Origin of the sequence: Janthinobacterium sp. BJB446 (assembly GCF_002735655.1) — a bacterium.
Classification (GTDB): domain Bacteria; phylum Pseudomonadota; class Gammaproteobacteria; order Burkholderiales; family Burkholderiaceae_D; genus Janthinobacterium; species Janthinobacterium lividum.
Window position 1 is genome coordinate 361,107 of record NZ_PDZK01000001.1, and the last position, 24,819, is coordinate 385,925.

The window sequence follows — 24,819 nt, forward strand, 5'->3', positions numbered from 1 at the left end:
ACGACGTTATCGATATGGTATTGACGTGGCCGGCTGTACCGCCGGCAGCCCGACATCATAGCAATAAAGACGCGCTTGCTGCGGGAGTTGACCGCCGGTTAGCCGGCCGGCAGTGCCAGTTGGTCGAGTGCCACGTGGCCCAGGAAGCCGCCCTGGCTGGTGGCCGGCAAGCCCGCCTCGATGGCGTGGGCAAAGCGGATGCCGGGGTCCTGTTCCAGCGTGGCCAGCAGGCGCGCCACGTGCGGATAATGGGCCAGGCTGGCCAGCTGCAGCGGTTCGGCCCAGCGCGCCGTGGCGGCCAGGTAGGCGTCGGCGATGGTCGGTGTCGTGTCAGAGGCCAGCCAGCTGCGGCCAGCGAGCAGGCGCTCCAGGTGCGCCAGGCTTTTGCTCACCTTCTCGACGGCCATCTCGCGCCACACGGCTGCGCGCGCATCTTCCGGTGCCGCGCGCGATGCCTGGAAGGCCGGCATGAAGGCGGCGTGGAAGGTCGTGTGCAAAAAGGACAGCACGCTGTTCAGGCGATCGTATTGCGGCGTGCCTTGCGCAAAGCCCAGACCGCTGGCGGGTGCGCGGGCGGCGATGTGCAGCAGAATCGCCATGCTTTCCAGCAGCGGCGCGCCCGCGTGCGTGAGCAGGGCCGGCGTCTGGCCCAGCGGATTGATGGCGAGAAAAGCCGGATGCTGCTTGCTGGCCGGGTCGCGCGCTTCCACGCGGGCAAGTTGGTACGGCAGGCCGCTCCATTCGAGGGCGGCGATGGCGGCAAACGAGCAGCCGAACGGCACGCTGTAGATCAGGGTGGTTTCCATGCTGGAGCTCCGGTGAGAGGAAAGAAGGGGAGTCTAATCGTGATGGTTACTATTTGGAAGAAGGCAGAATAATGTGGTATAGATACATTTTTTATACCAGATGGGAAGCGAACCATGAAAGACAATGTCTCCGGCTGCGCCGTGGAAGAAGCCATGCGATTGCTGGGCGGGCGCTGGCGAGTGGTACTGCTCAGCTATCTGATGGCGGGGCCGAAGCGCTTCAGCGAAATCCGCCGCGCCGTGCCGAATATCTCGCAGCGCATGCTGACCCTGGACTTGCGCGCGCTGGAAGAGGCGGGCTTGCTGACGCGCACGATCTACGCGGAAGTGCCCGTGAAGGTCGAGTACCAACTGACGGACGAGGGTCTGCGCTTGCGCGAGCTGGTCGAGATGCTGCGAACCATTGGCTTGCGGCTGCGCGGACAGGCGGACGCGGGCGGGGCCTTTCTCGCACCCGATGCCGTGGATAATTCCCTATAGAAACAGCTGATTTGATGCAAAGTGCTAGACTGCCGGCCTTTGATCACTACTCTCGACACCCATGCGCCTGACTTCCCTCGCCCTGACCGCCGCCGCCCTGTTTGCCGCCTTGCCGGCCCAGGCGGCCACCATGCCGACGCTCGAACAAATCCACGCCGCCGTGCAGGCGGGCGTGGCCAAGACCCAAGCCAGGATGCAAACGACTGTGCCGGTACCGATCGCCGTCAAGGTCACCAGCTTGACCGGCTGCCAGGATTCGCAGGAAGTGCCAGGCGAAGTGGTGTGCCTGGTCGCCATGAGCGCCGGCATGCGCGATGCTTTCATGGTGCTGCCGCTGCGTAACGAGAACGGTAGCTGGGTGGGCGTCGAGCGCAAGGACGCCAAGTTCGCGGGACCGTCGCCGGCCGAGGCGCAAGCCATGATCCGAAGCTGGGCCAAGGACGAAGTGGCGCGCAATCCGGAAGCGGCCAAGGATGTGCAGATGCAGGAAGCGCAGACGACCATGCAGGTCAAGGCCGTCAATGAGTGCGACGTCAAGCGCAAGACGGGCTATCTCGTATGCGATACGGAATTGAGCGTGCCGAGCCGTCCGGAAGGCATCAAGACGGAACTGACGTTCATGCTGGAAAACGCCAACTGGCGTTACGTGCCACGCTAAACGCTACGCCGCCGGGACAGTCACGCTGTTCCGGCATCGCTCCCGCCATTCCCCAGCGGCCACGCCGCCACCTGCAATCTTTGCAGATTCGCAAGGCAATTTCGCCAGTAAAAATTGCCCATTTAAATTAATAATTAAATATTAAAATTAATGTATCGGTGCAGACTGCCGCCGGCTTTCTGCCGTCCCGCATTTGCCCTTTCCCCCGTGCCTGCACGGGCTACAGCCAAGGATCCGACCATGCGACTCAATCTTCCCGTCAGTGATACCGAGATCAACCTGAGCGATACCGAGACCATCGTCTCGACTACCGACTTGCAAGGCAATATCACGTATGCGAACCCGTATTTCATCGCCGTCAGCGGCTACAGCGCGGAAGAATTGATCGGCGCGCCGCAAAACATCCTGCGCCATCCGGACATGCCGGTCGAAGCGTTCGCCGATTTCTGGGCCACCATCCGCTCGGGCCGTTCGTGGAGCGGCATGGTGAAAAACCGTTGCAAGAATGGCGATTACTACTGGGTGCTGGCGAACGTGACGCCGGTGGTGGAAGACGGCGTGGCCGTCGGCTACATGTCCGTGCGCACCAAGCCCACGCGCCAGCAGGTGGCGCAGGCATCCGCCCTGTACGCGCGCATCAAGGCGGGGCAGGCCGACGGCATCGTCATCAGCCAGGGCGCTGCCGTGCGGACTGGCTGGCTGGCCAGGCTGGCGAGCCTGCGCGACCTGCCGCTGGGCAAGCGCATCGGCTGGAATCTGGGCTTGCTGAGCCTGGTATTGCTGCTGCAACTGGCGTGGAATGCGGGCGTGCTGCCGGCCGGCGCGGCCGGCTGGCTGACGGGCCTGTCCGTGGTGGCCCTGTGCGCGACCTTGTATTTCTGGCACAGCTTGCACCGTGCCGTGCTGCAACCCTTGCAGCGGGCGCGCCAGGCCTGCGACGTGATGGCGGGCGGCGACCTGACGGGCGAGCTCGACACCACACGGCGCGACGAAATGGGGCAGTTGCTGCGCTCGCTGCGCCAGTTGCGCGTGAACCTGCATTCCATCGTTGGCGACGTGCGCGGCAATTTCTTGCGCATCAGTATGGCCAGCCAGGAAATCGCGGCCGGCAATATGGACTTGTCGGGCCGCACGGAAGCGCAGGCGTCGGCCCTGCAGCAGACGGCGTCGAGCATGGAGCAGCTGGCGGCCACGGTGCAGCAAAACAGCGGCAACGCCGTGCAGGCCAGCGACATGGCGGGCAAGGTCCACGGCCTGGCAGGGCGCGGCGGCGAGATCGTCGGCCAGATGGTCGACATGATGGCGGACATCGACGCTTCATCGAAGAAGATCGGCGACATCACGGGCATCATCGAAGGCATCGCCTTCCAGACGAATATCCTGGCTCTGAACGCGGCCGTGGAAGCGGCGCGCGCGGGCGACCAGGGGCGCGGCTTTGCCGTCGTGGCGGGCGAAGTGCGCAGCCTGGCCCATCGCAGCGCGGCGGCCGCCACGGAAATCAAGCAATTGATCACGGCGTCGCTGGCGCAGGTGCAGGCGGGCGCGAAGCTGGCCCAGCAGGCTGGCGCCAGCAGCGCCGAAATGCTGGGCGCGGTGCAGGGCGTGCATGGCATCATGGAAGAGATCGCCTCGGCTTCGCGCGAGCAAAGCCACGGCATCGGTCAGGTCAACATGGCCGTCACGCAGATGGATGAAGTGACGCAGCAGAACGCGGCGCTGGTGGAGGAATCGGCGGCCGCTTCCGCCTCGCTGCAAGACCAGACCTTGCAGCTGGAGCAGGCGATGGCCTTGTTCAAGCTGGAACGGCGGCGCGGCGGCCCGGCTACGCCCGTGCGGGCGCCGGAGCGCCGCGTCGCCACCGCGCTACAGCAGCCGCTCTGACAGCGCCTTGAAGGGAACCTTGGGGACGAGAAAGGCGAACGGCTTCGAGACGGGTGGCAACTGCCCCAGCAAGCCGCAGTCGGCGCGCAAGGCCGTCAGCGCTTGCACTTGATCCACATCAACGGGCAAGTCGATTTCGCCGAAGACCAGCTTGCCGTTGCGCGGCACGTGGGCAATGGCCGCATCCTGGCAAGCGAGGAAGGCGACGGCGTCGCGCCAGTTGCCGAACAGCGCTTGCCAGTCGGCATCGAGGGTATGGTCGGTCACGATGTCCGCCTGAACGTCCAGCGATGGCGCGCTGCCGGCGCCGCCTGCAATGCTGCAGCGGGCTTGCGTGGGCGTGACTTCCAGCGTCATGCCGTCGGCCAGGTGGGTCGGCAGGATGTCGCTGAACAGCCGCGTGCCCAGCGCATGCGGCAAGCTGTCCATGATGTTTTTCAAAAAGTACACGCAGGGTACGGCCGGCGCGCCCGGAGGCGTGTGGTCCAGGTACAGGCGCCAGTTGCTTTGCAGGGGCGATGGCAGCAGCTTGCGCAGCGGACCCGGCAGAGCCGGACCGAAATGCCCATGACGGTAGGTCAGCACGGTAAATGGCGTCTTGCCGTCGCGCTGCCACAAGGTCGCGCCGGCGGGCAGCAGTTGCTGCGCGGCAGCTGCGTCGACCAGCCAGCTCACGTAGACGACGTCGCGCACGTCGCTGTACAGGGTAAGGAAGGGCAGGCGCGACATGACGGCCTGGCGCAGGTTGGCGAAACGAGTGGAATTGGCGAGCGCGGCAAACAGGCGCCCCGGCCAGCCCGCGCGCGGGTGTCGGTAAGTGTTGTCTTGCAAGGAAAAGCTTTCGGGTGGAATACGGAAATGTTAATACGTTTACGCGGCAACGCCCGCCCACATTATCGCGAGCGGCAGCGATATGTGGCCGAGACGCGCAGCTGTGCTGGAGCACAGCGAGCATCACAGGCCGCATAGCACGCCGCGCAGCCGATGTGGGCGGGTGTCACCACTATTGCATGTGCCAGCCGTGGCTGACGACGATGGATTGGCCGCTCAGGGCGTTCGACGGGAACGCTGCCAGGAACACGGCCGTTTGCGCCACGTCTTGCGTCGTGGTGAATTCGCCGTCAATGGTGTCTTTCAGCATGACTTTCTTGATCACGTCTTCTTCGCTGATGTTCAGCTGGGCCGCCTGTTCGGGGATTTGCTTGTCGACCAGCGGCGTGCGCACGAAGCCGGGGCAGATGACGTTGGCGCGGATGCCGTCTTTCGCACCTTCCTTGGCCACCACCTTGGCCAGACCCAGCAAGCCGTGCTTGGCGGCCACGTAGGCGCTCTTGAATGGCGAGCCTTCGTGCGAGTGCACGGAACCCATGTAGATGATGGCGCCGCCGCGGCCGGCCTTGATCATTTCGCGCATGCAGGCGCGCGTGGTGAGGAAGGCGCCGTCCATGTGAATGGCCAGCATCTTTTTCCATTGATCGAACGGGTAGTCGACGACGGGGCTGATGATCTGGATGCCCGCATTGCTGATCAGGATATCGATGCCGCCGAAGTAGGCCGCCGCATTCGCCACACCCTTGTCGACTTGTTCTTCGCTGGAGACATCCATGGCGACGGCAAACGCCTGGCCGCCCGACTGCTTGATTTCCTCGGCCGTCTTGCTGGCCGCTTCCAGGGCCAGGTCGGCGATGACGACCTTGGCGCCTTGTTTCGCGTATTCGATGGCCATTTCCTTGCCGATACCACTGGCGGCGCCGGTAATCAGTGCGACTTTGTCTTTGAGTTGCATATTAATCCTTTGCATTGCGGGTTGGAGTGATCGTGGAAAACCTGACTGCGCCAGTATAGCGAGAAAATGGGCCGCGCATGCCCCGCGCACGCCTAAGCGACTTGCTGCTTGTCAAGCCGCTTGTCAAGCATTTCCTGTAGCCGCCAGGCGCCGGGATTGGTACCCGCCCAGGTGCGAAACGCGTGATTGAACGCGCTTTGTTCCTGGTAGCCGAGCAGGAAGGCGATGTCGACCAGCGACAAATCCGGCTCGCGCAGATAGTCGCGTGCCAGGCCGTACCTGGCCTGGTCCAGCAGGGCCTGGAAGCTGGTGCCCGCATCGGCCAGCTTGCGCTGCAAGGTGCGCGGCGTGACAGCCAGGGCGGCGGCAACGGTGGCCAGCCGCGCCGAACCCTGGCGCAAACCCGCCACGATGGCCGCGTGCACTTGCGCGTCGATGGCGCCGCCAGTGTCTGTTTCAGCTTCGCGCAGCGCCAGCAATTGTTCCGCATGCTGGCACAGCACGGGGTACAGGCTGACGTCGGCGTTCGGCACGGGCCAGTCCAGCAATTGCGCATCGAAGGTGGCCGTGTTGGCGGGGGCGTTGAAGGCGGGCAGGCTGCCCAGCACGCGTAGGTATTCGTCGCGGTGCGCCGCGTGGCGCAGCAGGTCGCCGCCGCCATCGTGGCTGAACGCCAGTTGGGCCGGCGGCAGCGGCATGCCCGCCAGCCAGTCGCCGCAGACGCGGATGCCGGCAAAGACGCTGTCGACCAGGTGCCGGCTGGCGCCTGGATAGTTGCTGGTCCAGCGGTAATGGGCGACGGCGCCATCGCGCTGCAGGGTCGAGCGGCCCAGGTCGTGCGCCAGCCGTTCATAGCGGGCCGTCTGTTCCAGCGCCTGGCCCACGTTGCTGCAACTGAGCAAAATCAAGCCATACGCGCTGTAGGTACCCATGCGCACGCGCTGCCCCACGTGCAGGCCGAAATGCGCATCGCCCGCCAGTTGCGCGCCCGCATCGAGCAGGCGCACGTAGTCGCGCGCGGCGAGGCTGGGCGCGGATGCTTCCAGGCTGTGCGGCGCCACGCCGGCCGCCTGCGCCAGGCTGGCAGGCGCGATGCCGTGCGCGCCGGCCGCTTCGAGCAGCGGCTGCAGATAGGCGCCGGCGACCCGGCCGTCAGTACTTGTCATGATGGAACAATGCGATTGTCATGAAAAACCAATACCCTTCGTCTGTGGCGGCATATGCTATTGATCTAGCAAGAAAATCAGGCAAGAACAGTATAGCAAGCCGCCGTGGCGCGCAACTGGCCGAACACAGGGGATGTCGATGCAACGCTGGAATGGCTGGGGAGACGAGAGCATCACGTATGCGCTGAGCGAGGATGCGCTGGCTTTCTTGCGCGCGCGCCTGGGACCGGGCAGCGCCGTTGTCGACGCCACCTTCGACGATGCCTGTGCGCAAGTGCCCGCTTCGCGCCTGGCGCCGCATCCGCTGATCGACACCCAGCCTGCCACGCGGGTGTGCCATGCGCTCGGTCAAAGCCTGCCCGACTGGTTTAAATTACGCCATGGCCGCATCGGCGCCGTGCCCGATGGCGTGGCCTTTCCCGACAGCGCACTGCAGGTGCGCCAGCTGCTCGCGTATGCGCGCCAGGCGTGCGTGGCCGTGATTCCCCACGGCGGCGGCACCAGCGTGGCCGGGCATTTGACGGTGGCGGCGGGGCCGCGCCCCGTGCTGGCGCTCAGCCTCGCGCGCCTGTGCGCGCTGGGCCACCTGGACCGCGAGGCGCAGCTGGCCACGTTCGGAGCGGGCGTGTACGGCCCCGACCTGGAAGCGCAGCTGCGCGCGCACGGCTACACCCTGGGCCACTACCCTCAATCGTTCGAATATTCGACCCTGGGCGGCTGGATCGCCACGCGCTCGTCGGGCCAGCAATCCTTGCGCTATGGCCGCATCGAGCAGCTGTTCGCGGGCGGCGAAGTGGAAACGCCGGCCGGCACCCTGAGCATCCCCACGTTTCCCGCTTCGGCGGCCGGCATCGACCTGCGCGAAATGGTGCTCGGCTCCGAGGGCCGGCTGGGCATCGTGACGCAGGCGACGGTGCGCGTCTCGCCGCTGCCCCCTTATGAAGCATTCCACGCCGTGTTTTTCACCGACTGGGGCCAGGCGCAGGAGGCCGTGCGGGCGCTGGCCCAGTCGCGTCTTCCGCTGTGCATGCTGCGCCTGTCGAATGCGCTGGAAACGCAAACCATGCTGACCCTGGCCGGGCATAAAAAACTGGTGGGACTATTGGAGCGCTATTTGTCCCTGCGCGGCTGCGGCGAGGGAAAATGCATGCTGATGGTGGGCGTCAGCGGAGAAGAAAAACCGGCGCGCGCGGCCCTGCGCGGCGCCCTGGCGCTGGCGCGGCGGCACAAGGGCGTGCACGTGGGACGCCACATGGGCGACAAGTGGAAGCAGGGGCGCTTTCGCAACGTCTACCTGCGCAACGGCGCCTGGGAACACGGCTATGTCATCGATACGGTGGAAACGGCCGTCGACTGGCCGCGCGTCACGGCGATGATGGCGGCGCTGGAGCAAGCGGGCGCCAATGCGCTGGCGCAGCATGGCGAGCAGGTGCACGCCTACACGCATTTGTCGCACGTGTATGCGCAGGGGGCCAGCGTCTACACCACGTATGTGTACCGGCTGGCGCCGACCTTTGAAGACAACATGGCGCGCTGGCGCACCTTGAAAGACGCGGCCAGCGCGGCCATCGTCGCCAACGGCGGCACCATCAGCCACCAGCATGGCGTGGGCACGGACCACGCGCCCTGGCTGGCGGCGGAAAAGGGAGAACTGGGCATCGCCGCCATGCGCGCGCTGCTGCGCCAGTTCGACCCGCAGGGCATGATGAACCCCGGCAAACTGCTGCCTGACGCCGGAGGCCCATCGTGAACAGGGGGGATTTGCCTGGGATACTGGCGCGCGAGTGGGATATCTTGATCGTCGGCGGCGGCATCACGGGCGCCGGCATCCTGCTGGAAGCGGCGCGGCGCGGCTTGACGGCGCTGCTGGTGGAGCAGCGCGATTTCGCCTGGGGCACGTCGAGCCGCTCCTCGAAGCTGGTGCACGGCGGCTTGCGCTACCTGAAGCAGGGCCAGTTCGCGATGACGCGCGAGTCGGTGCATGAGCGGCAAGCCTTGCTGACGGATGCGGCGGGGCTGGTCGAACCGCAGGGTTTTGCCTTTGGCGACTACACGGGCAGGAAGCCTGGGCGGCGCCAGTTCATGCTGGGTCTGGCCATCTATGACGTGATGGCGGGGCGGCGCGCGCGCCGCTATGTCGATGCGTCCGACTTTGCCATGCTGGCGCCGCACATCCGGCGCGACGGCCTGCAGGGCGGCATGCTGTACCAGGACGCCAAGACGGACGATGCGCGCCTGGTGCTGCGCGTGCTGCAGGAAGCGCGCCGCCATGGCGGCGTGGCCGTCAATTACCTGGGCGTGGCATCGCTGCTGCATGACGACGGCAAGGTCGCCGGCGCCACGTTGAGCGATGCGCTCGATGGCACGGTATCCACCGTGCGCGCGCGCCTGGTGATCAGCGCCACGGGCGCCTGGGCCGACGCCTTGCGCGGCCAGGTGGGAGAAAAGCCGAAACTGCGGCCCCTGCGCGGCAGCCATCTGCTGCTGCCCGCGTGGCGTTTGCCACTGGCGCAAGCCGTCAGCCTGATGCATCCGCACGATGGCCGCCCTGTCTTTGCGTATCCGTGGGAGGGCGTGACCCTGGTGGGCACCACCGATGTCGACCATGGCGCCGGCCTGGACCTGGAGCCGGCCATCACGCGCGGCGAACTCGCATATCTGCTGGCCGCATTGCAGTGGCAGTTCCCGCAACTGGCGCTGGGCGAAGACGACGTGCTGGCCACGTTTGCCGGCGTGCGCCCCGTGATCGGCAGCGGCCAGCTTGACCCGTCGAAGGAAGCGCGCGAACATGCGCTATGGCTGGAAAACGGCTTGCTGACGGTAGCGGGCGGCAAATTGACGACGTTCCGCGTGATCGCCCTCGACGCCTTGCGCCGCGCGGCCCCGCTTCTGCCGGGCTGGCAGGCGGATTTGCGCCCCTTGCCGATTTTTGACGCCATGCCGCCCTTGTCGGGCAAGGCCCTGGCGCTCGATGGCGAGCAGCGCGAGCGCCTGCTGGGCCGTCATGGCGCGGCCGCGCAGGCGCTGTGCGATGCGGCGCAGGACGGCGAACTGGCGCCGATTCCCGGCACGCAGACCCTGTGGGCGCAGCTGCGCTGGGGCGCGCGCATGGAAGACGTGCAGCACCTGGACGACTTGCTGCTGCGGCGCACGCGCCTCGGTTTGCAGCTGGCAGGCGGTGCGCTTGCTATCATGCCCCGCCTGCGCGCCATCTGCCAGCATGAACTGGGCTGGGATGACGCGCGCTGGGAGGAAGAGCGGCAGCGTTACCTTGCCCTGTGGCGCCGCCATTACAGCGTGCCGCAAGGCGCATGAAGCAACGATAAAAACTATAAAAGAGGAGAACATCATCGAGACCCCCCTGTTTGGCCAGCCCCTGGCGCTGGGCGACGCCCGCATCACCTACGACAGCCTGTCGCCGCTGGACTTGCGCCAGCCCGTGGACGTCCTGCTCGACGACCTGGGCGAAGACCTGCTGCAAATCACGTGCGCGAATGGCGACATCGTCGACGTGGGCTGGTATCCGGCATGGAGCGAACAGGGACGCTTGCGCGTGGTGGCCGTGCGGGGACAGGACTGGGAAGCGCCCGTGTTCAGCGCGCAGCCTGACAAGGATCCGCAGGCGCTGCTGCAAGCGTTGCGCGCCGCGCTGGCCAGCGTGGCATAAGCCATGGCTTTCCTGGCGGACGATGGTCCGTATATCCTCTCCATCGACAATGGCACGCAAAGCGTGCGCGCGCTGCTGTTCGACCGGGACGGCAAGCTGGCGGCCAAGGCGCAAGTGTTCCTGGAAGCGTACTATTCCGACCACCCCGGCTGGGCCGAGCATGACGCCGACGGCTACTGGCAAGCCGTGTGCGAAGCATGCCAGCAGCTGTGGCGCGGCACGGACATCAATCGATCCTCGGTGGCCGGCGTGGCCGTGACCACGCAGCGCGGCACGGTCGTCAATGTGGATGAGGAGGGGCAGCCCTTGCGGCCCGCCATCACCTGGCTGGACCAGCGCAGCACGCGCGACATCCCGCAACTGGCGCCATGGTGGCGCGCCGCCTTCCGCGCCACGCGCCTCGATGGCACGATCGCGTACTTCCGCCGCGAGGCCGAGATCAACTGGATCAGCGCGCACCAGCCCGACATCTGGCGCCGCACGCACAAATTCCTGCTGTTGTCGGGCTTCTTGAACCATCGCCTCTGCGGGCGCTACATCGATTCGACCGGCTCGCAAGTGGCGTACATCCCGTTCGACTACAAGCGCCATGCGTGGACCGGGCGCTTCGACTGGAAGTGGCAGGCGCTGGCGATCAAGCGCTCCATGCTGCCCGAGCTGGTGACGCCGGGCACGCGCATGGGCGCCATCACGGCATCCGCCGCCGCGGCGACGGGCATCCCGGAAGGCACGCCCCTGCTGGCGGCGGCCGCCGACAAGGCGTGCGAAGTGCTGGGCGCCGGCTGCGTCGAACCCCACGTGGCGTGCCTGAGCTACGGCACCACGGCCACGATCAACACCACCAACCGCAAGTACGTGGAAGTGACGCGCTTCATTCCACCGTATCCGGCCGCCATGCCGGGCGCCTACAGCACGGAAGTGCAGATCTTCCGCGGCTACTGGATGGTCAACTGGTTCAAGGAGCAGTTCGGCGACCGCGAGCGGGCGGCCGCCGCCGAAGACGGCACGGGCCTGTCCGCCGAGGCGCTGTTCGACCGCCTGGTTGACGCCGTGCCGCCCGGATCGATGGGCCTGATGCTGCAGCCGTACTGGAGTCCCGGCATCAAGGTGCCTGGGCCGGAAGCGAAGGGCGCCATGATCGGTTTTGGCGACGTGCACACGCGCGCGCACATCTACCGCGCCATCCTCGAAGGCCTCGCGTATGCGCTGCGCGAAGGCAAGGAGCGCATAGAGCAGCGCAGCGGCATCGCCATCACGGAGCTGCGCATCGCGGGCGGCGGTTCGCAAAGCGACTCTGCCATGCAGCTGACGGCCGACATCTTCGGCTTGCCGGCCGCGCGCGCCCACGTGTATGAAAGTTCGGGCCTGGGCGCGGCCATCGCCGCCGCCGTGGGCCTGGGCTGGCATGCGGACTTTCCCGCCGCCGTGCAGGCGATGACGCGCAAGGGCAAGGTATTCCAGCCGCATCCCGAGCACCGCAAGATCTACGAACAGCTGTACCGGCGCGTGTACCGCAAGATGTATGCGCGGCTGCAGCCCCTGTACCGCGAGATCGCCGACATCACAGGCTATCCGGAATAACTACGCATTAAATCGTATTGCGAATCATTCGCATTTAATATATGATGTGTTCCGCATTTCACTAAGGCAACTTATCCCGGTGACTGCAATGCGCCGCCGGCCATGCGCCGGCGGCGTGTCCGCGCGGGCAGAGTTTCGCCGCAACGCTTCCTTCAACGCCGCCGCTTGATCGTGCACCGCCTTCCTCTGCCCCAGCATTTTTTCATTCCAGAAGCATCAAGCAGTAAGCAAACCCAGGCAAGGATAGCGATGAAGAGCAGCAAAAATGGATTGACCCCGCTGGCCGCCGCGCTGGCGCTGGCATTGGGCGGCGCACACGGCCACGCGTGGGCGGCGGCAATGGCCGACAAGGCCGACGCCGTGCAGATGCCCGCCATCAGCGTGTTTGGCGACGCCATCAGCGCCGGCACGGCCGGCCGTTCGTACATCAACAGCGCCGATATCGAACGCCAGCAGGCCGACAATGTCGCGTCCTTGCTCGACACCTTGCCTGGCGTGGACCTGGCCGGCACGGCACGTCCCAGCGGCCAGAGTCTCAATATCTGGGGCTTCAATAAAGTCCAGGACGTGAAAGTCATCCTCGACGGCGTGCCCAAGGGCTTTGAAAAATACCGCCAGGGTTCCATCTTCATCGAGCCGGAATTGATCAAGCAGATCGAGGTGAACAAGGGCGCGCATACGAGCTTGTACGGCAATGGCGGCTTCGGCGGCGTCATCACGGTCGAGACCAAGGATGCGCAAGACTTGCTGGAAGGCGGCGAGAAAGTGGGCGCCATGCTCAAGTACTCGCGCCATTCGAACAATGCGGAAAACGACGCCACCGTGGCCGTCTACGGCCGCACGGAAGATGGCCGCTTCGATGCGATGGCCTTCACCACGCAGCGCAAGTCCGATGATTTGCGCAAACCAGATGGCAAGCCATTCCGCTTTTCCGCCATCGACGCGCCATCGAGCCTGGCCAAGCTGAATATCCGTTTGACGCCGGAACAGCTCTTGACCCTGACGGCGATGAAGAGCGGCAGCACGGGCTGGGGCCCGTTCGCCGCCATGGGCGAGGACGTGCCCACGCCGACCGAGGCGGAGATCCGCAAGTACGGACTGGAAGAGGCGTGGCAGCGCAAGGCCGTATACCGCGACCAGGACGACGATACGTATTCCGTGAAGTGGCAGTACGCGCCGCAGGACAATCCATGGATCAAGCTGACGGCCAGCGCCGGCTATTCGCACACGGACCAGCATGACAAGCGCCTGCCGTCCGCTTCGCTGGGCTCCTACCTGGGATCCCTGGGCAACGAGAGCTGGGCCTCGTACGTGGACCGCATTGCGGAGGTGCGCAACGAAAGCGTGTTTACGACGGGCGCTATTTCGCACGTGCTGCTAACGGGCCTGCAATGGCACAAGAACGTGCGCGACACCCTGATGTACTACCCGTCGTCGACGGCGCTGAAGGATCCCAGCTACAACTACGGCTACTTCCAGCCCTACTACATGCCGGCCGGGCGCCAGGAAACCACGGGCCTGTATCTGCAGGATGCGATGACGTATGGCGACCTGACGGTGACGGCGGCGCTGCGCCACGACCGGGTCGTTTCCGAGGGCGTGCCGAACAAGGCGTCGCGCTACAACAGCCCGCTGGCGGCGGCTGGCCACGACTTCAGCGAAAAGACGCACGAGGACTGGTCTCCCCGCCTGGGCCTGTTCTGGAAGGCGTCGGGCAGCGTGGCGCTGTTCGGCGACTTGAGCCGCACCTGGCGCGCGCCGACGATCGACGAGATGTATTCGAACGAATACTATGTGTCGTCCAGGCTCGGTTCATCGACACCGGGCACCAGCCGCGACCTGGCCGTCGAGCGGGTGACGGCCGTGCGCACGGGCGTCATGCTGCACCGGCAGAACGTATTCATGGAGCGCGACGACGTGCAGCTGCGCCTGACGGCGTACCGCAACAAGGTCAGCGACAATATCGGCCCGCGCCTGGGCATCCTGATCGAAGGCTATGTGCCGGGATCGGGCAAGGTGCCGCCAGCCCTGTCGTCCTACCGCAATCTGGCCGGTTTCCACACGCAGGGCGTGGAAGTCGAGTCCTACTACAACTCGCCGCGCCTGTTTGCCAGCGCTTCGTTGTCGAAGCAGCGCGGCACGCGCACCGGTTCCCAGCGCGACCCGTGGGGCCAGGACGAACCCGTGTCGACCATCGCGCCGGATAAATTGATGGCGGGCCTGGGCTGGCGCATGCCCGACCTCGGGGCCAGCATCGGCTGGCAGGGCCGCTTCGTGGCGAAGCAGGACCGCGTCCTGCCGGTGGGGAATGTCTACCGCCTGCCGCCATCGAAAGGCTATGCGCTGCACACCCTGTTCGCTTCGTGGCATGGCAGGCAGGGAGTGTGGCGCGGCACGGAAGTACGCTTGACGGTCGATAATGTCTTCAACCGCAACTACATGCCGTACCTGAGTGAAGCCGTGACGGGCGTGGGGCGCAATGCGAAACTGAGCGTGTCGAGAAAGTTCTAACGTAAAACGAGCGCCTTGACCGTTTCCCAGGCCGTGCTGCCCGACTGCGTGGCGCGCACCTGGTTGCGCCCCTCTTCCTTGGCCACGTACAGGGCGCGGTCGGCCGCGACGAACAGCACCTTGCGGTCGTCCAGCTGGTGCGGGTGGATGGTCGCCACGCCGATGCTGACGGTGATCCATGGCGAAGTGCCAGATCGGGGGTGCGGCAATTGCAGTGCCTCGATGTGCGCGCGGATGGCTTCGGCCAGGTGCAGGGCGCTTTCGGCATCCGTGTCGGCGAACAGCAGGACGAATTCCTCGCCGCCGTAGCGGGCCGCCAGGTCGCCCGGGCGTGCGGCGTGCGAGGCGATGGCTTGCGCCACCTGCTGCAGGCAGCTGTCGCCGGCCGGGTGGCCCAGGCTGTCGTTGTACAGCTTGAAGTGGTCGACGTCGAGCACCACCAGCGACAGGGCGCCGCCGCCGCGCACGGCGCGCTGCCATTCCTTTTCCAGGAAGCTGTCGAAATGCCGGCGGTTGGCGATTTTTGTCAGCGGATCGAGGTAGGCGGCGCGCTGCAAGGCGTCTTCCGACTGCTTGTGGTGCGTGATGTCGTGCAGCAGGCCGATATACAGGGGCTGGCGCAGATACATGGGCGTCAGGGTCAGGTCCATGCACAGTGTCTCGCCGTTACGGTGGCGGATCGCCACTTCGCGCGTGCCGTGGTTGTGCGCCTTCTCGGGATTGGCCGCGTACATGGCGAAGTAATCGAGGTATTCCTGCGTCACCAAGGGGCTGAGCAGTTCGCCGATGGAGCGTCCGGCCAGTTCGTTTTCGCGGTAGCCCAGGTACTGGTCGCAAGCCGGGTTGGTGTACTGGATGCGGCCATCGGCTTCGATGATCAGCAAGCCCTCGGCCATGTTGTTGACGATGGTGCGCAGGCGCTCGGCCTGTTCCTGCTGGTTTTCATTGTTGCTGCGGATTTGCAGCTGGGCGCGCACGCGCGCGCACACTTCGGCCATGCGCAGCGGCTTGCTGATGTAGTCGACGGCGCCGCAGTCGAAGCCGGCCACCACGTCTTCCGTTTCCGTCTTGGCGCTCATGAAGATGACGGGAATGCGCTGCGTCAGCGGATGCTGCTTGAGGCGGCGGCACGTTTCGATGCCGTCCATGTCCGGCATCAGCACGTCGAGCAGGATCAGGTCCGGGTGGGCGCGCTGGGCGATCGCCAGCGCCCGTTCGCCGGACGTGGCGACATAGGTTTGATAACCCTGTTCGCTCATCAGCTTGCGCAGCAGCTCAAGGTTGGCCGGCGCATCATCGACAATCAAAATGGCGGCGTTGCGCCTCTGGGAATGCTCCACACTGCCTGGACTCATTGCTTCCGGCCTTCTCGATGTACTTTGCGATGCCAGCGTTTGCTGCACTTTAAGTGATGCTGACTGGGTTCAAATCGGATACAGCGGTCAAATCATACCGCTTTGCTAATTTTTTGGGTGGAAAAATCGATGGTGCACGAGGCGGTAAAATATTATTATTTTAATATTTTTATGAATAAATACACGCAGTTGCCATCGTGAAGGCGGTTTTTAGCGGAAAAGATGCGTGCTGGGCCGCAGCGCCTCCCGACGTAAGGTGGCAGTGAAAGTCTCCGGGTGAGCGGATGAGTTGTCGCAGTTGGGTGCGGGAAGTATTTTAGATGAGTTATGAAATTCCCTAGTCGGATTGTGATAATCTATATTGTTTATATTTAAATAATGGTTAAATATCATGAGCTTTCGCATATCTGAAATTGACATTCCACTCAGTGAGCCTTTCAAGAATGACGCTCTAGATCGTGATGTAATGGTAGAGTTTATGGCGAATGTTATTGAAAAGGCGAGTGGTAAGCCACTTGTTATAGCTGTGGATGCTCCATATGGTTCTGGGAAATCAACTTTTATTGGAATGTTAAATGCTGTTCTAATTAATAAAAATTATCAAACGGTAAATTTCAATGCATGGAAAGCTGATCATGTTAGTGATCCGCTTGTGGCGATGGTGGCTGCTCTAGATGAAGCACTGCCTAAGGCTGAAGATAAGACCGGTAAATTGAAAGCCGGGCTGGCCAAAGTTAGAAATATAACAGGGAAAGTCGCGAGACGCGTTCTTGTGGCTGGGGTAAAGGTCGGGACGGCAGGAGTACTCGACATTGAAGATGGTTTGGATGAGATTATCCGTGATGCAGCTGGGGATGCAGTCAGTGATATCGTGGAGATATTTCAAAATGAAACTAAACTTAATATTTCATTTCGAAGTGAACTGGAACATGCTGTTAGCCAACTTGAGCTTGCACAAAAAAATTCTACTTTGGTATTTTTTATTGATGAATTGGATAGATGTCGCCCCGATTTTGCAATATCTCTTCTGGAACGTGTAAAGCATATGTTTGATGTGCCAAACATTGCATTTATTCTCTCTGTTGATAAGCGCCAACTTGAGGCCGCAACTGCTGCAGTGTATGGTGAACGTATAAACGCAGCAGAATACTTGCGTAAATTCATTGATTTGGAATTCGGACTACCGCTTCCTCATAACAAGAAATTTGTAGAAATGGCAGTGGCTAGATCTGGCCTAAGTGCGTTGTTTTCCCTGCATTCGCAGGACGGGGGGGCATATCAGTGCGGTCAATTCACTCGTTTTTTAACATTGCTATCCCGAATTTTACGGTTGACTCTAAGGACTCAGGAGCGTTGTATAACTAGAATGAAACTCGTTCTTGATCAAACGCCAATGGGCCATTCATCGAATCCGATACATGTAGCATTACTTGTCGTGCTAAGAGCTGTTGATCAAGAATTTTTCTATCAGACAGTGAAAGGAATTTTGTCTCCAGATGAAGTTTTGAATTTCTTCCGCGCTAAGCCGGAGGGCGAAAATGCACTCAATTCTACAGAAGGTAGAATTCTTCATGCACTTCTCGTAACAGAAGATAGAAATGATGAGCGTAAGAAAGAATTTAAAAAGAAATTGATTGATATAATGAATGAAAATTCTTCTACTCGGGATGATGCCAGTAAGGCAAGTGAGATGCTAAATCTTCTTGATTCATTTGGGATGGATGGGGAAATTTTCCCAATTATTGCACGTAAAATTGATATTGCTGCGCAAATTAGAGATTAGGAATTTTATGACGATTTTAATATTTATTAATCATAAAAAGCAATAGCGCTATTGCTTATATGAAATTTTAATATATTTCTTAATGTTTATTGTGTTTTTTGAGAATAAGGAGGCGTATTCTTTTGCCTCCTTATTTTTAATCGTTACATTTTTGCGGCGATCAGTTTGCCCAGGATGGTGATGCCTTCGCGGATGCGTTCCGGCGGCACCGTCACGAATGACAGGCGCAAGGTGTGCGTTTCCGGCGTGTTCGCGTAGAACGGCGCGCCCGGCACGAAGGCGACCTTGTTGGCGATGGCTTCATCGAGCAGTGTCATCGCGTCGATGTGCTTCGGCAGGGTGACCCAGATGAACATGCCGCCTTCCGGTCTGGTCCACGTAACGCCGGCCGGGAAATGCTCTTCCAGCGCCGACAGCATGGCCTGGCACTGGTTGCCGTACAGGCTGCGGATGCTGGGGATATGGCGGTCCAGGAAGCCATCCTTGATCACTTCATGCACGACCATCTGCGTCAGCTGCGACGTGTGCAGGTCGGCCGCCTGCTTGGCCAGTTCCAGGCGGCGCACCAGCGGCATCGGCGCCACCACGTAGCCGAGGCGGATGCCCGGCGTGAGCACTTTCGAGAACGAACCCATGTAGATCACGCCGTCCGGATTCATGTTGATCATCTTCGGATACGGCTCGCCGCTGTAGCTCAGGGCGCCGTACGGATCATCCTCGATCAGCGGCAGGCCGTGGCGGGCGCAGGTTTCCACCAGCTCCACGCGGCGCGCCACGGACAGGCTGCGTCCCGTCGGGTTCTGGAAGTTCGGCAGTGCGTACAGCAGGCGCGCGCCATCGGCGACGGGGTTGACCGACGACGGCACCAGGCCTTCGTCATCGGTGTCGACGGAAACGAATTCGGGACGGTAGACGGAAAACGCCTGCAGGGCGCCCAGGTAGCTGGGGGTTTCCACCAGAACCTTGCTGCCTTCGTCGATCAGGACCTTGCCCAGCAAGTCCAGCGCCTGCTGCGAGCCGGACGTCATCAGCACCTGTTCCGGCATGATGGTGCTGCCGTTGCTGGAGAGCGAGTCGGCGATCCACTGGCGCAGCGGCAGGTAGCCGTCGGTCGGGCCGTATTGCAGGGCCACTTTGCCATTGTTCGACAGGACCTTGTCGAAGGCGGTCTTCATTTCTTCCACTGGGAAGGTGGCGGGCGAGGGCAGGCCGCCGGCAAACGAGATGATCTCGGGACGCTGCGTGATCTTCAGGATTTCGCGGATGAACGAGCTTTGCAGCTGTTCCGCGCGTTCGGCAAAGCGCCATTGGATCGGATTCGGATTTTCAATTTTCATACGAGTCTCACAGAAGATGCCGAGCTGCGCCGGCTGGATTTGTTGGCCCGCTTGTGGCGGTGCGTGCGCAAGCGGCGCCGGATAGGCGTCGCCATGGTGCTGCGGTATTGTACGGCTTGCACGCTGCTCTGCCCATCCGCACGCGCAACGGCGTTGCAAATGGGCGTCAAGGCACTTTACTTCAGCTTGCGTCCTATGCCTACCACGGCGATCACGGCGCCGGCAAACAGCAGGCTTTCACCCGTCAATGGCTCGTTCAGCAGCACGGCCGCACCCACCAGGGTGAGGAAAGGCTGCAGCAGCTGCGTTTGTCCCACGCGCGCCACGCCGCCCAGCGCCATGCCCCGGTACCAGAAAAAGAAGCCGATAAACATGGAAAACACGGAAATGTAGGCAAAGCCCAGCCAGGCCGCGCCGCTGGCCTGCGCCATCAGCGCGCGCTGCGGCCAGGCGTTCCACAGTACCACGGGCAAGACAAAAGGCACGGCCAGCAGCAGGGCCCAGGAAATCACATGCTGGCCCGGCATCGCTTGCGCCAGGCGCCCCCCTTCGGCATAGCCGAGTGCAGCCAGCAGGACGGCGGCAAAGATCAGCCAGTCCGCCAGGTGGAAGCTGCCGCCGCCCTGGCGCAGCGCGAAGGCCACCACCAGCGCCGTGCCGAGCAGGGCCATCAGCCAGAAACCCGGCGATGGGCGCTCCTTGCCGCGCAGCACGGCAAACACGGCGGTGGCCAGCGGCAGGATGCCCACCAACACGGCGCCGTGCGAGGCGGGCAGGCTGCGCATGGCGATTGAGGTCAGCCAGGGAAAACCCAGCACGCAGCCCAGCGACACGAACGCCAGCGGCAGCCACTGTTCGCGGCGCGGCATAGGCGCGCGCTGCTGCCATAGCCACAGGCCGGCCAGGACGGCGGCCACCAGGGCGCGGCCCAGGGCGACAAAAGTGGGGTCGAGTTCGGCCACGGCCAGCCGCGTAAAGGGCAGGGTCAGGCTGAAGAGGGCGACTGCGATCAAGCCCAGCAACAGGCCTGTGCGGTCGGCGCCGAGGCGCGGGAGGGAGCTGGGGGAGGTGGTGGCGTGCGATGGCATGGCTGTCCTGGTGCGGGTGGCGTGGAATAAAGACGGGCAGATGTGGATGAATGCGCCCGGTACTGCTATCCTAGGGCTCAATAGCAATACAGTACAAATACACTTTCACGCATAATTCCACATACTGTCATGGTCATATGAGCAATACACTTCCCTTGTTGTCGCGCGCCTCGGGCGAAACCCTGATCGACCAGATCACACGCTCGCTGGCGGCGCGCATCGACGACAAGCTGCTGCGCGGCGGCGCGCGCATGCCCTCGATCCGCCAGTGCGCCGCCAGCCTGGACGTGTCGTGCGCCACGGTGGTGGCCAGCTACGACAAGCTGGTGGCGCGCGGCTACCTGGAATCGCGGCGCGGCGCCGGCTTTTTCGTGCGCGAGCGCTCGCCACTGAATACGCCGGCGCCGCCCGCTGGCGCGCAGGACGCGGTGGCGCAGCCGATGGACGTGGTGTGGCTGATCCGTAACATGTTCCGCCAGACGCCGGCCATCCCCGCGCCCGGCACCGGCATGCTGCCTGCCGAGTGGCTCGATGGCGACCTGGTGGCGCGCGCCTTGCGCGACGTCAGCCGCCAGCCTGGCAGTTTGCTGCTGGGCTACGGCACGCCGCAGGGTTTCCTGCCCCTGCGCCAGCAGTTGCAACTGAAGCTGGCGGGACTGGAAATCGCCTGTCCGCCCGAGCAGATCGTCACCACGGTGGGCGTGATGCAGGCGCTGGACCTGGTGGCGCGCGAGTTCGCCCGCCCCGGCGACACCATTTTCGTCGACGATCCCGCGTACTGGCTGATGTTCGGCGCCTTTGCCGCCATGGGCATGAACGTCATCGGCATCCCGCGCCTGGGTGACGGCCCCGATATCGCCGTGCTGGCCGAGCTGGCGGCGCTGCACCGCCCCAAGCTGTACGTGATCAACTCGGTGCTGCACAACCCCAGTTCGACCTCGCTGTCGGCGGCCAAGGCGTTCCAGGTGCTGCGCCTGGCCGAACAGCACGATTTCTTCATCGTCGAGGATGACATCTATTGCGACATGCACCCGGGCGCAGCCGGTCTGGTGCAGCCGGCCACGCGCCTGGCCGCGCTGGACCAGCTGCGCCGCGTGATTTACCTGGGCGGCTTTTCCAAGAGCCTGGCGGCGAACCTGCGCGTGGGCTTTATCGCCACGTCGCCGGAGCGGGCGCAGCGCCTGGCCGACCGCAAGATGCTGGCTACCTTGACCACCAGCGACATCGGCGAACGCGTCGTGTATAAGATCCTCTCGCAGGGGCTGTACCGCAAGCATGCGGAGCGCCTGCGCGCGCGGCTCGACAAGGTGCGCGAGGGCACGTATCGCCGCGCCGAGCGGGCCGGCCTGCGCTTCGATCCCGCACCGGCCGGCATGTTCGTGTGGGCCGATGCGGGCTGCGACACGAATGTCCTGGCCGAGAAGGCGCTGGCCGAGGGTCTGGTGCTGGCGCCGGGCAGCCTGTTTTCACCACGCCAGCTGCCGTCGACCCGCATGCGCCTGAACCTGGCCACGGTGCAGGACCAGCGGGTCTGGACGTTTTTCGAGCGCGCGCTGGGGTAGGCGGGCCACGCTGCCTCATCCTGCGCGCGCGAGCGGCTCAGGCGCGGCGGCGCTTCCGGTGGCCCATGACCGCCAGCAGCGCCACGCCGGCCAGCAGCATGCCCGCTTGCGCGGGTTCCGGCACTTCGCGTACCCGCCACAGGGCATAGGTGCCGGTACCGACGAATTTGGTGGTGGCGACGTAGGCGCCATTGTCGTCCGGATAGCGCGGGGCCGTATAGGTCAGCTCGAATTGGGAGCTGTAGCCCCAGGGATCGTGGAAATCCTTGAATTCGATACGCTGCTCAAACTCCGCGCTGTCAAAGTACGGTGTCGATCCGCCGCCGGCATAGAGGTCAATCATGGACATCACCTTGTACTGCCCGGAGTCGTAGCCACCGGAGCCAGTCATCAGGATATTGCTTGGGGGCAGCAGATACATGCTGGCGTAGCCGTTGGTATTCAGGGTCCAGTTGTGGCGGCGGTTGCCCATCGTGATCTCGCCGGAAAAGTAGACGGGGGCGCCAGTGCTTGAATTACTGGCGCCATGGATGTTGCCGGACTGGCTCTCTGTCAGCGTCGAGGTATCGAGCAGGAACTTCATCGTATACGCCTTGCCCACCAGTGATGATTCGCCGTAAGCGGTAAACAGGTGTAAGTCGTCCATGCCCTGGGCGACGATGCCGCTCACGCTGAACTCGATCACGGTCGCCTGGGCCATGGCGGGCAGCGCCAGCACGCCAGCCAGGATGCCGGTGCGCACGGCCAGCATCATGCCCCTGGGCTGACGCGCGGTGATGGATGTTGCGCCAGCGGCAGCAGCCGTAGCAGACATGCAGCGGGAGCGCGCCTTGTACAGCGGCATGCGAATACAAGCAGATATCTTTGATATGCGTTTCACGACCGTATCTCCTTTTTAATTAGTAGAAAATTAATATTAATGCCGGTCTCATCCTTATGACGCTCAATTGATCTGCCTGTTTTGTTGTCGTTTTTGCTATGGGTTAGGGGCATGGGCGCGCCTGCACATCGCGCCATCTGGGCGCTACACACCTCAGCTCGACTTTCACACTCCCACATTTACGCAAGGACGCCTTGAAATCGCTTGTACCATCCCCAACTCCGTAGAATCCGTCCCATCCACAAGACTATGAGGTAAAAATGGCTGTCTCCGAAAAGCAAACCCTGGGTTTTCAGACCGAAGTGAAGCAAATGCTGCACCTGATGATCCATTCCCTGTACTCGAACAAGGAAATCTTCCTGCGCGAATTGATCTCGAACGCGTCCGACGCGGCCGACAAATTGCGCTTTGAAGCGATCGATAACGACGCCCTGTACGGCAACGATCACGAATTGAAGATCAAGGTCAGCTTCGACAAGGATGCGCGCACCATCACCATTTCCGACAACGGCATCGGCATGACCCGTGACGAGGCGATCTCGCACCTGGGCACCATCGCCAAGTCGGGCACCAAGGAATTCTTCGGCAAGCTGTCGGGCGACCAGCAGCAGGACGCGGCCCTGATCGGCCAGTTCGGCGTAGGCTTCTATTCGGGCTTCATCGTCGCCGACAAGATCACCGTCGAAACGCGCCGCGCCGGCGTGGACGCTTCCGAAGGCGTGCGCTGGGAATCGGCCGGCGAAGGCGATTACAGCATCGAATCGATCGACAAGCCGTCGCGCGGCACGGACATCATCCTGCACCTGCGCGAAGGCGAGGACGAATTGCTGTCGAGCTGGAAGATCAAGTCCATCATCCGCAAATACTCGGACCATATCTCGCTGCCGATCGTGATGCAGAAGGAAGAGTGGGACGACGAGAAAAAAGAAACCGTCCTGAAGGACGAATTCGAAACCGTCAACCAGGCCAGCGCCCTGTGGGCCCGCAACAAGGCCGACATCACGCCGGAACAGTACGACGAATTCTACAAGCACGTGTCGCACGACTTCCAGTCGCCGCTGACGCACACGCACAACCGCGTGGAAGGCCGCAGCGAATACACGCAGCTGCTGTACATTCCGGCCAAGGCGCCGTTCGACATGTGGGACCGCAACAAGCGCGGCGGCATCAAGCTGTACGTCAAGCGCGTCTTCATCATGGACGATGCCGAGCAGCTGATGCCGACCTACCTGCGCTTCGTGCGCGGGGTGATCGACTCGGCCGACCTGCCCCTGAACGTGTCGCGTGAAATCCTGCAGGAGTCGCGCGACGTCAAGGTGATCCGCGAAGGCTCGACCAAGCGCGTGCTGGGCATGCTGGAAGAACTGGCGAACGCCGACGAGCAGGACAAGAAGGACAAGTACGCCGTCTTCTGGAAGGAATTCGGCCAGGTGCTGAAAGAAGGCATCGGCGAAGACGCGGCCAACAAGGAACGCCTGGCCAAGCTGCTGCGCTTTGCGTCGACGGCCAACGACAGCGACGAGCAAATCACCTCGTTCGCCGACTACGTGGCGCGCATGAAGGAAGGCCAGGACAAGATTTACTACGTCACGGCCGACAACTACGCTGCCGCCAAGAACAGCCCGCACCTGGAAATCTTCCGCAAGAAGGGCGTCGAAGTGCTGCTGCTGACGGACCGCGTCGATGAATGGATGCTGTCGTTTATCCAGGACTTCGAAGGCAAGGAACTGGTCTCCGTCGCAAAAGGCGGCCTGGACCTGGGCGCGCTGGAAGACGAAGCGGAAAAGAAAGAGCACGAAGAAACGGAAACCTCGTACGCCGACCTGGTGGGCAAGATGAAGACCGTGCTGGCCGACAAGGCCAAGGACGTGCGCGTGACGTTCCGCCTGACCGATTCGCCAGCCTGCCTGGTGGCCGATGAAAACGAATTGTCGGGCAACCTGCTGCGCATGCTCAAAGCTGCGGGCCAGAGCGCGCCGGAGTCGAAGCCGATTTTGGAAATCAACCCGAACCACCCGCTGGTGACGCGCCTGAAATACGAAGATGCCGAAGGCGGCAAGTTCGGCGACTGGGCCAACATCCTGTTCGACCAGGCCATGCTGGCCGAAGGTGGTTCGCTGGCCGACCCGGCCAGCTTCGTGAAACGCCTCAACGAATTGCTGCTCAATTCGGCGAAGTAAACGCCTGGCTGTCGACGTAAGCAAGCCGGCCCTTTCTGCGTGAAAGGGCCGGCTTTTTTTTATGCTACAGTGCGCGATTATTTTATTTTATGGAAAAA

The 24,819-nt window shown here is 62.9% G+C and carries 19 protein-coding genes; 11 read left to right on the forward strand and 8 right to left on the reverse strand.

Going from position 1 to position 24,819, the window contains the following annotated elements; all coding sequences use genetic code 11:
* Nucleotides 1-98: 98 nt before the first annotated feature.
* Nucleotides 99-806, reverse strand: coding sequence for a glutathione S-transferase family protein (locus CSQ92_RS01655; protein ID WP_099393058.1), 708 nt, complete (start codon nucleotides 804-806; stop codon nucleotides 99-101).
* Nucleotides 807-920: 114 nt separating this feature from the next.
* Here CSQ92_RS01655 and CSQ92_RS01660 point away from each other — a divergent pair, with 114 nt between their 5' ends.
* The 3 genes from CSQ92_RS01660 to CSQ92_RS01670 all read left to right on the forward strand — a co-directional run bounded on the left by CSQ92_RS01660 (nucleotide 921) and on the right by CSQ92_RS01670 (nucleotide 3,825).
* Nucleotides 921-1,286, forward strand: coding sequence for a winged helix-turn-helix transcriptional regulator (locus tag CSQ92_RS01660; protein ID WP_034777962.1), 366 nt, complete (start codon nucleotides 921-923; stop codon nucleotides 1,284-1,286).
* Between the two features lie 61 nt (nucleotides 1,287-1,347).
* Nucleotides 1,348-1,944, forward strand: coding sequence for a hypothetical protein (locus CSQ92_RS01665; protein ID WP_099393059.1), 597 nt, complete (start codon nucleotides 1,348-1,350; stop codon nucleotides 1,942-1,944).
* 240 nt (nucleotides 1,945-2,184) lie between these two features.
* Nucleotides 2,185-3,825 (forward strand): methyl-accepting chemotaxis protein, encoded by a 1,641-nt coding sequence (locus CSQ92_RS01670; RefSeq protein ID WP_099393060.1) that lies wholly within the window; start codon nucleotides 2,185-2,187, stop codon nucleotides 3,823-3,825.
* On the opposite strand, the gene CSQ92_RS01675 is transcribed toward CSQ92_RS01670, so the two are convergent.
* The 3 genes from CSQ92_RS01675 to CSQ92_RS01685 all read right to left on the reverse strand — a co-directional run bounded on the left by CSQ92_RS01675 (nucleotide 3,808) and on the right by CSQ92_RS01685 (nucleotide 6,777).
* On the reverse strand, nucleotides 3,808-4,656 hold the full coding sequence (locus CSQ92_RS01675; RefSeq protein WP_099393061.1) for a DUF2071 domain-containing protein: 849 nt from the start codon (nucleotides 4,654-4,656) through the stop codon (nucleotides 3,808-3,810). The two genes, CSQ92_RS01670 and CSQ92_RS01675, sit on opposite strands and share 18 nt — an antisense overlap.
* A 172-nt stretch (nucleotides 4,657-4,828) precedes the next feature.
* A complete protein-coding gene (locus tag CSQ92_RS01680; RefSeq protein WP_099393062.1) occupies nucleotides 4,829-5,611 on the reverse strand; it encodes a 3-hydroxybutyrate dehydrogenase in 783 nt (260 codons plus the stop codon).
* Between the two features lie 92 nt (nucleotides 5,612-5,703).
* The gene (locus CSQ92_RS01685; protein WP_099393063.1) at nucleotides 5,704-6,777 is read right to left on the reverse strand and encodes an AraC family transcriptional regulator; all 1,074 of its coding nucleotides are present in this window, start codon (nucleotides 6,775-6,777) and stop codon (nucleotides 5,704-5,706) included.
* 139 nt (nucleotides 6,778-6,916) lie between these two features.
* Here CSQ92_RS01685 and CSQ92_RS01690 point away from each other — a divergent pair, with 139 nt between their 5' ends.
* The 5 genes from CSQ92_RS01690 (at nucleotide 6,917) to CSQ92_RS01710 (ending at nucleotide 14,536) form a co-directional block, all read left to right on the forward strand.
* Nucleotides 6,917-8,527 (forward strand): FAD-binding oxidoreductase, encoded by a 1,611-nt coding sequence (locus tag CSQ92_RS01690; protein WP_099394549.1) that lies wholly within the window; start codon nucleotides 6,917-6,919, stop codon nucleotides 8,525-8,527.
* On the forward strand, nucleotides 8,524-10,092 hold the full coding sequence (locus CSQ92_RS01695; protein ID WP_099393064.1) for a glycerol-3-phosphate dehydrogenase/oxidase: 1,569 nt from the start codon (nucleotides 8,524-8,526) through the stop codon (nucleotides 10,090-10,092). Before CSQ92_RS01690 ends, CSQ92_RS01695 begins: the two co-directional genes overlap by 4 nt.
* Nucleotides 10,049-10,444, forward strand: a complete 396-nt coding sequence (locus tag CSQ92_RS01700) for a hypothetical protein (RefSeq protein ID WP_099393065.1) — start codon at nucleotides 10,049-10,051, stop codon at nucleotides 10,442-10,444. The genes CSQ92_RS01695 and CSQ92_RS01700 overlap by 44 nt, the downstream gene beginning before the upstream one ends.
* Before the next feature lie 3 nt (nucleotides 10,445-10,447).
* Complete coding sequence (locus CSQ92_RS01705) at nucleotides 10,448-12,025, forward strand: FGGY-family carbohydrate kinase (protein WP_180276909.1); 1,578 nt, start codon at nucleotides 10,448-10,450, stop codon at nucleotides 12,023-12,025.
* A 249-nt stretch (nucleotides 12,026-12,274) separates the two neighbouring features.
* On the forward strand, nucleotides 12,275-14,536 hold the full coding sequence (locus CSQ92_RS01710) for a TonB-dependent hemoglobin/transferrin/lactoferrin family receptor (protein ID WP_070278797.1): 2,262 nt from the start codon (nucleotides 12,275-12,277) through the stop codon (nucleotides 14,534-14,536).
* On the opposite strand, the gene CSQ92_RS01715 is transcribed toward CSQ92_RS01710, so the two are convergent.
* Nucleotides 14,533-15,891, reverse strand: coding sequence for a diguanylate cyclase domain-containing protein (locus tag CSQ92_RS01715; RefSeq protein WP_034777986.1), 1,359 nt, complete (start codon nucleotides 15,889-15,891; stop codon nucleotides 14,533-14,535). The genes CSQ92_RS01710 and CSQ92_RS01715 overlap by 4 nt on opposite strands.
* A 391-nt stretch (nucleotides 15,892-16,282) precedes the next feature.
* Between CSQ92_RS01715 and CSQ92_RS01720 the strand changes: the two genes are divergently transcribed.
* On the forward strand, nucleotides 16,283-17,674 hold the full coding sequence (locus tag CSQ92_RS01720; RefSeq protein ID WP_099393067.1) for a KAP family P-loop NTPase fold protein: 1,392 nt from the start codon (nucleotides 16,283-16,285) through the stop codon (nucleotides 17,672-17,674).
* A 143-nt stretch (nucleotides 17,675-17,817) separates the two neighbouring features.
* On the opposite strand, the gene CSQ92_RS01725 is transcribed toward CSQ92_RS01720, so the two are convergent.
* Entirely contained in the window at nucleotides 17,818-19,011 is a 1,194-nt protein-coding gene (locus tag CSQ92_RS01725; protein ID WP_099393068.1) for an aminotransferase-like domain-containing protein, read from the reverse strand.
* Nucleotides 19,012-19,187: 176 nt separating this feature from the next.
* Complete coding sequence (locus tag CSQ92_RS01730; RefSeq protein ID WP_099393069.1) at nucleotides 19,188-20,099, reverse strand: DMT family transporter; 912 nt, start codon at nucleotides 20,097-20,099, stop codon at nucleotides 19,188-19,190.
* 137 nt (nucleotides 20,100-20,236) lie between these two features.
* On the opposite strand from CSQ92_RS01730, the gene CSQ92_RS01735 reads away from it, so the two are divergent.
* Nucleotides 20,237-21,661, forward strand: a complete 1,425-nt coding sequence (locus tag CSQ92_RS01735; protein WP_257219101.1) for an aminotransferase-like domain-containing protein — start codon at nucleotides 20,237-20,239, stop codon at nucleotides 21,659-21,661.
* A gap of 37 nt (nucleotides 21,662-21,698) precedes the next feature.
* Here CSQ92_RS01735 and CSQ92_RS01740 read toward each other — a convergent pair whose 3' ends face one another.
* A complete protein-coding gene (locus CSQ92_RS01740; protein WP_180276910.1) occupies nucleotides 21,699-22,475 on the reverse strand; it encodes a PEP-CTERM sorting domain-containing protein in 777 nt (258 codons plus the stop codon).
* A 326-nt stretch (nucleotides 22,476-22,801) separates the two neighbouring features.
* On the opposite strand from CSQ92_RS01740, the gene htpG reads away from it, so the two are divergent.
* Nucleotides 22,802-24,721: a molecular chaperone HtpG gene (htpG, locus tag CSQ92_RS01745; protein ID WP_070257762.1), complete on the forward strand. Its 1,920-nt coding sequence runs from the start codon at nucleotides 22,802-22,804 to the stop codon at nucleotides 24,719-24,721.
* Nucleotides 24,722-24,819: the final 98 nt, after the last annotated feature.

Excerpts from the sequence above, each read along its gene's own strand:
- CSQ92_RS01655 (WP_099393058.1), bottom strand. The coding sequence starts at position 806 with ATGGAAACCACCCTGATCTACAGCGTGCCGTTCGGCTGCTCGTTTGCC.
- CSQ92_RS01660 (WP_034777962.1), top strand. The coding sequence starts at position 921 with ATGAAAGACAATGTCTCCGGCTGCGCCGTGGAAGAAGCCATGCGATTG.
- CSQ92_RS01665 (WP_099393059.1), top strand. The coding sequence starts at position 1,348 with ATGCGCCTGACTTCCCTCGCCCTGACCGCCGCCGCCCTGTTTGCCGCC.
- CSQ92_RS01670 (WP_099393060.1), top strand. The coding sequence starts at position 2,185 with ATGCGACTCAATCTTCCCGTCAGTGATACCGAGATCAACCTGAGCGAT.
- CSQ92_RS01680 (WP_099393062.1), bottom strand. The coding sequence starts at position 5,611 with ATGCAACTCAAAGACAAAGTCGCACTGATTACCGGCGCCGCCAGTGGT.
- CSQ92_RS01685 (WP_099393063.1), bottom strand. The coding sequence starts at position 6,777 with ATGACAAGTACTGACGGCCGGGTCGCCGGCGCCTATCTGCAGCCGCTG.
- CSQ92_RS01690 (WP_099394549.1), top strand. The coding sequence starts at position 6,917 with ATGCAACGCTGGAATGGCTGGGGAGACGAGAGCATCACGTATGCGCTG.
- CSQ92_RS01705 (WP_180276909.1), top strand. The coding sequence starts at position 10,448 with ATGGCTTTCCTGGCGGACGATGGTCCGTATATCCTCTCCATCGACAAT.
- CSQ92_RS01710 (WP_070278797.1), top strand. The coding sequence starts at position 12,275 with ATGAAGAGCAGCAAAAATGGATTGACCCCGCTGGCCGCCGCGCTGGCG.
- CSQ92_RS01715 (WP_034777986.1), bottom strand. The coding sequence starts at position 15,891 with ATGAGTCCAGGCAGTGTGGAGCATTCCCAGAGGCGCAACGCCGCCATT.
- CSQ92_RS01720 (WP_099393067.1), top strand. The coding sequence starts at position 16,283 with ATGAGCTTTCGCATATCTGAAATTGACATTCCACTCAGTGAGCCTTTC.
- CSQ92_RS01725 (WP_099393068.1), bottom strand. The coding sequence starts at position 19,011 with ATGAAAATTGAAAATCCGAATCCGATCCAATGGCGCTTTGCCGAACGC.
- CSQ92_RS01730 (WP_099393069.1), bottom strand. The coding sequence starts at position 20,099 with ATGCCATCGCACGCCACCACCTCCCCCAGCTCCCTCCCGCGCCTCGGC.
- CSQ92_RS01735 (WP_257219101.1), top strand. The coding sequence starts at position 20,237 with ATGAGCAATACACTTCCCTTGTTGTCGCGCGCCTCGGGCGAAACCCTG.
- CSQ92_RS01740 (WP_180276910.1), bottom strand. The coding sequence starts at position 22,475 with ATGTCTGCTACGGCTGCTGCCGCTGGCGCAACATCCATCACCGCGCGT.
- htpG (WP_070257762.1), top strand. The coding sequence starts at position 22,802 with ATGGCTGTCTCCGAAAAGCAAACCCTGGGTTTTCAGACCGAAGTGAAG.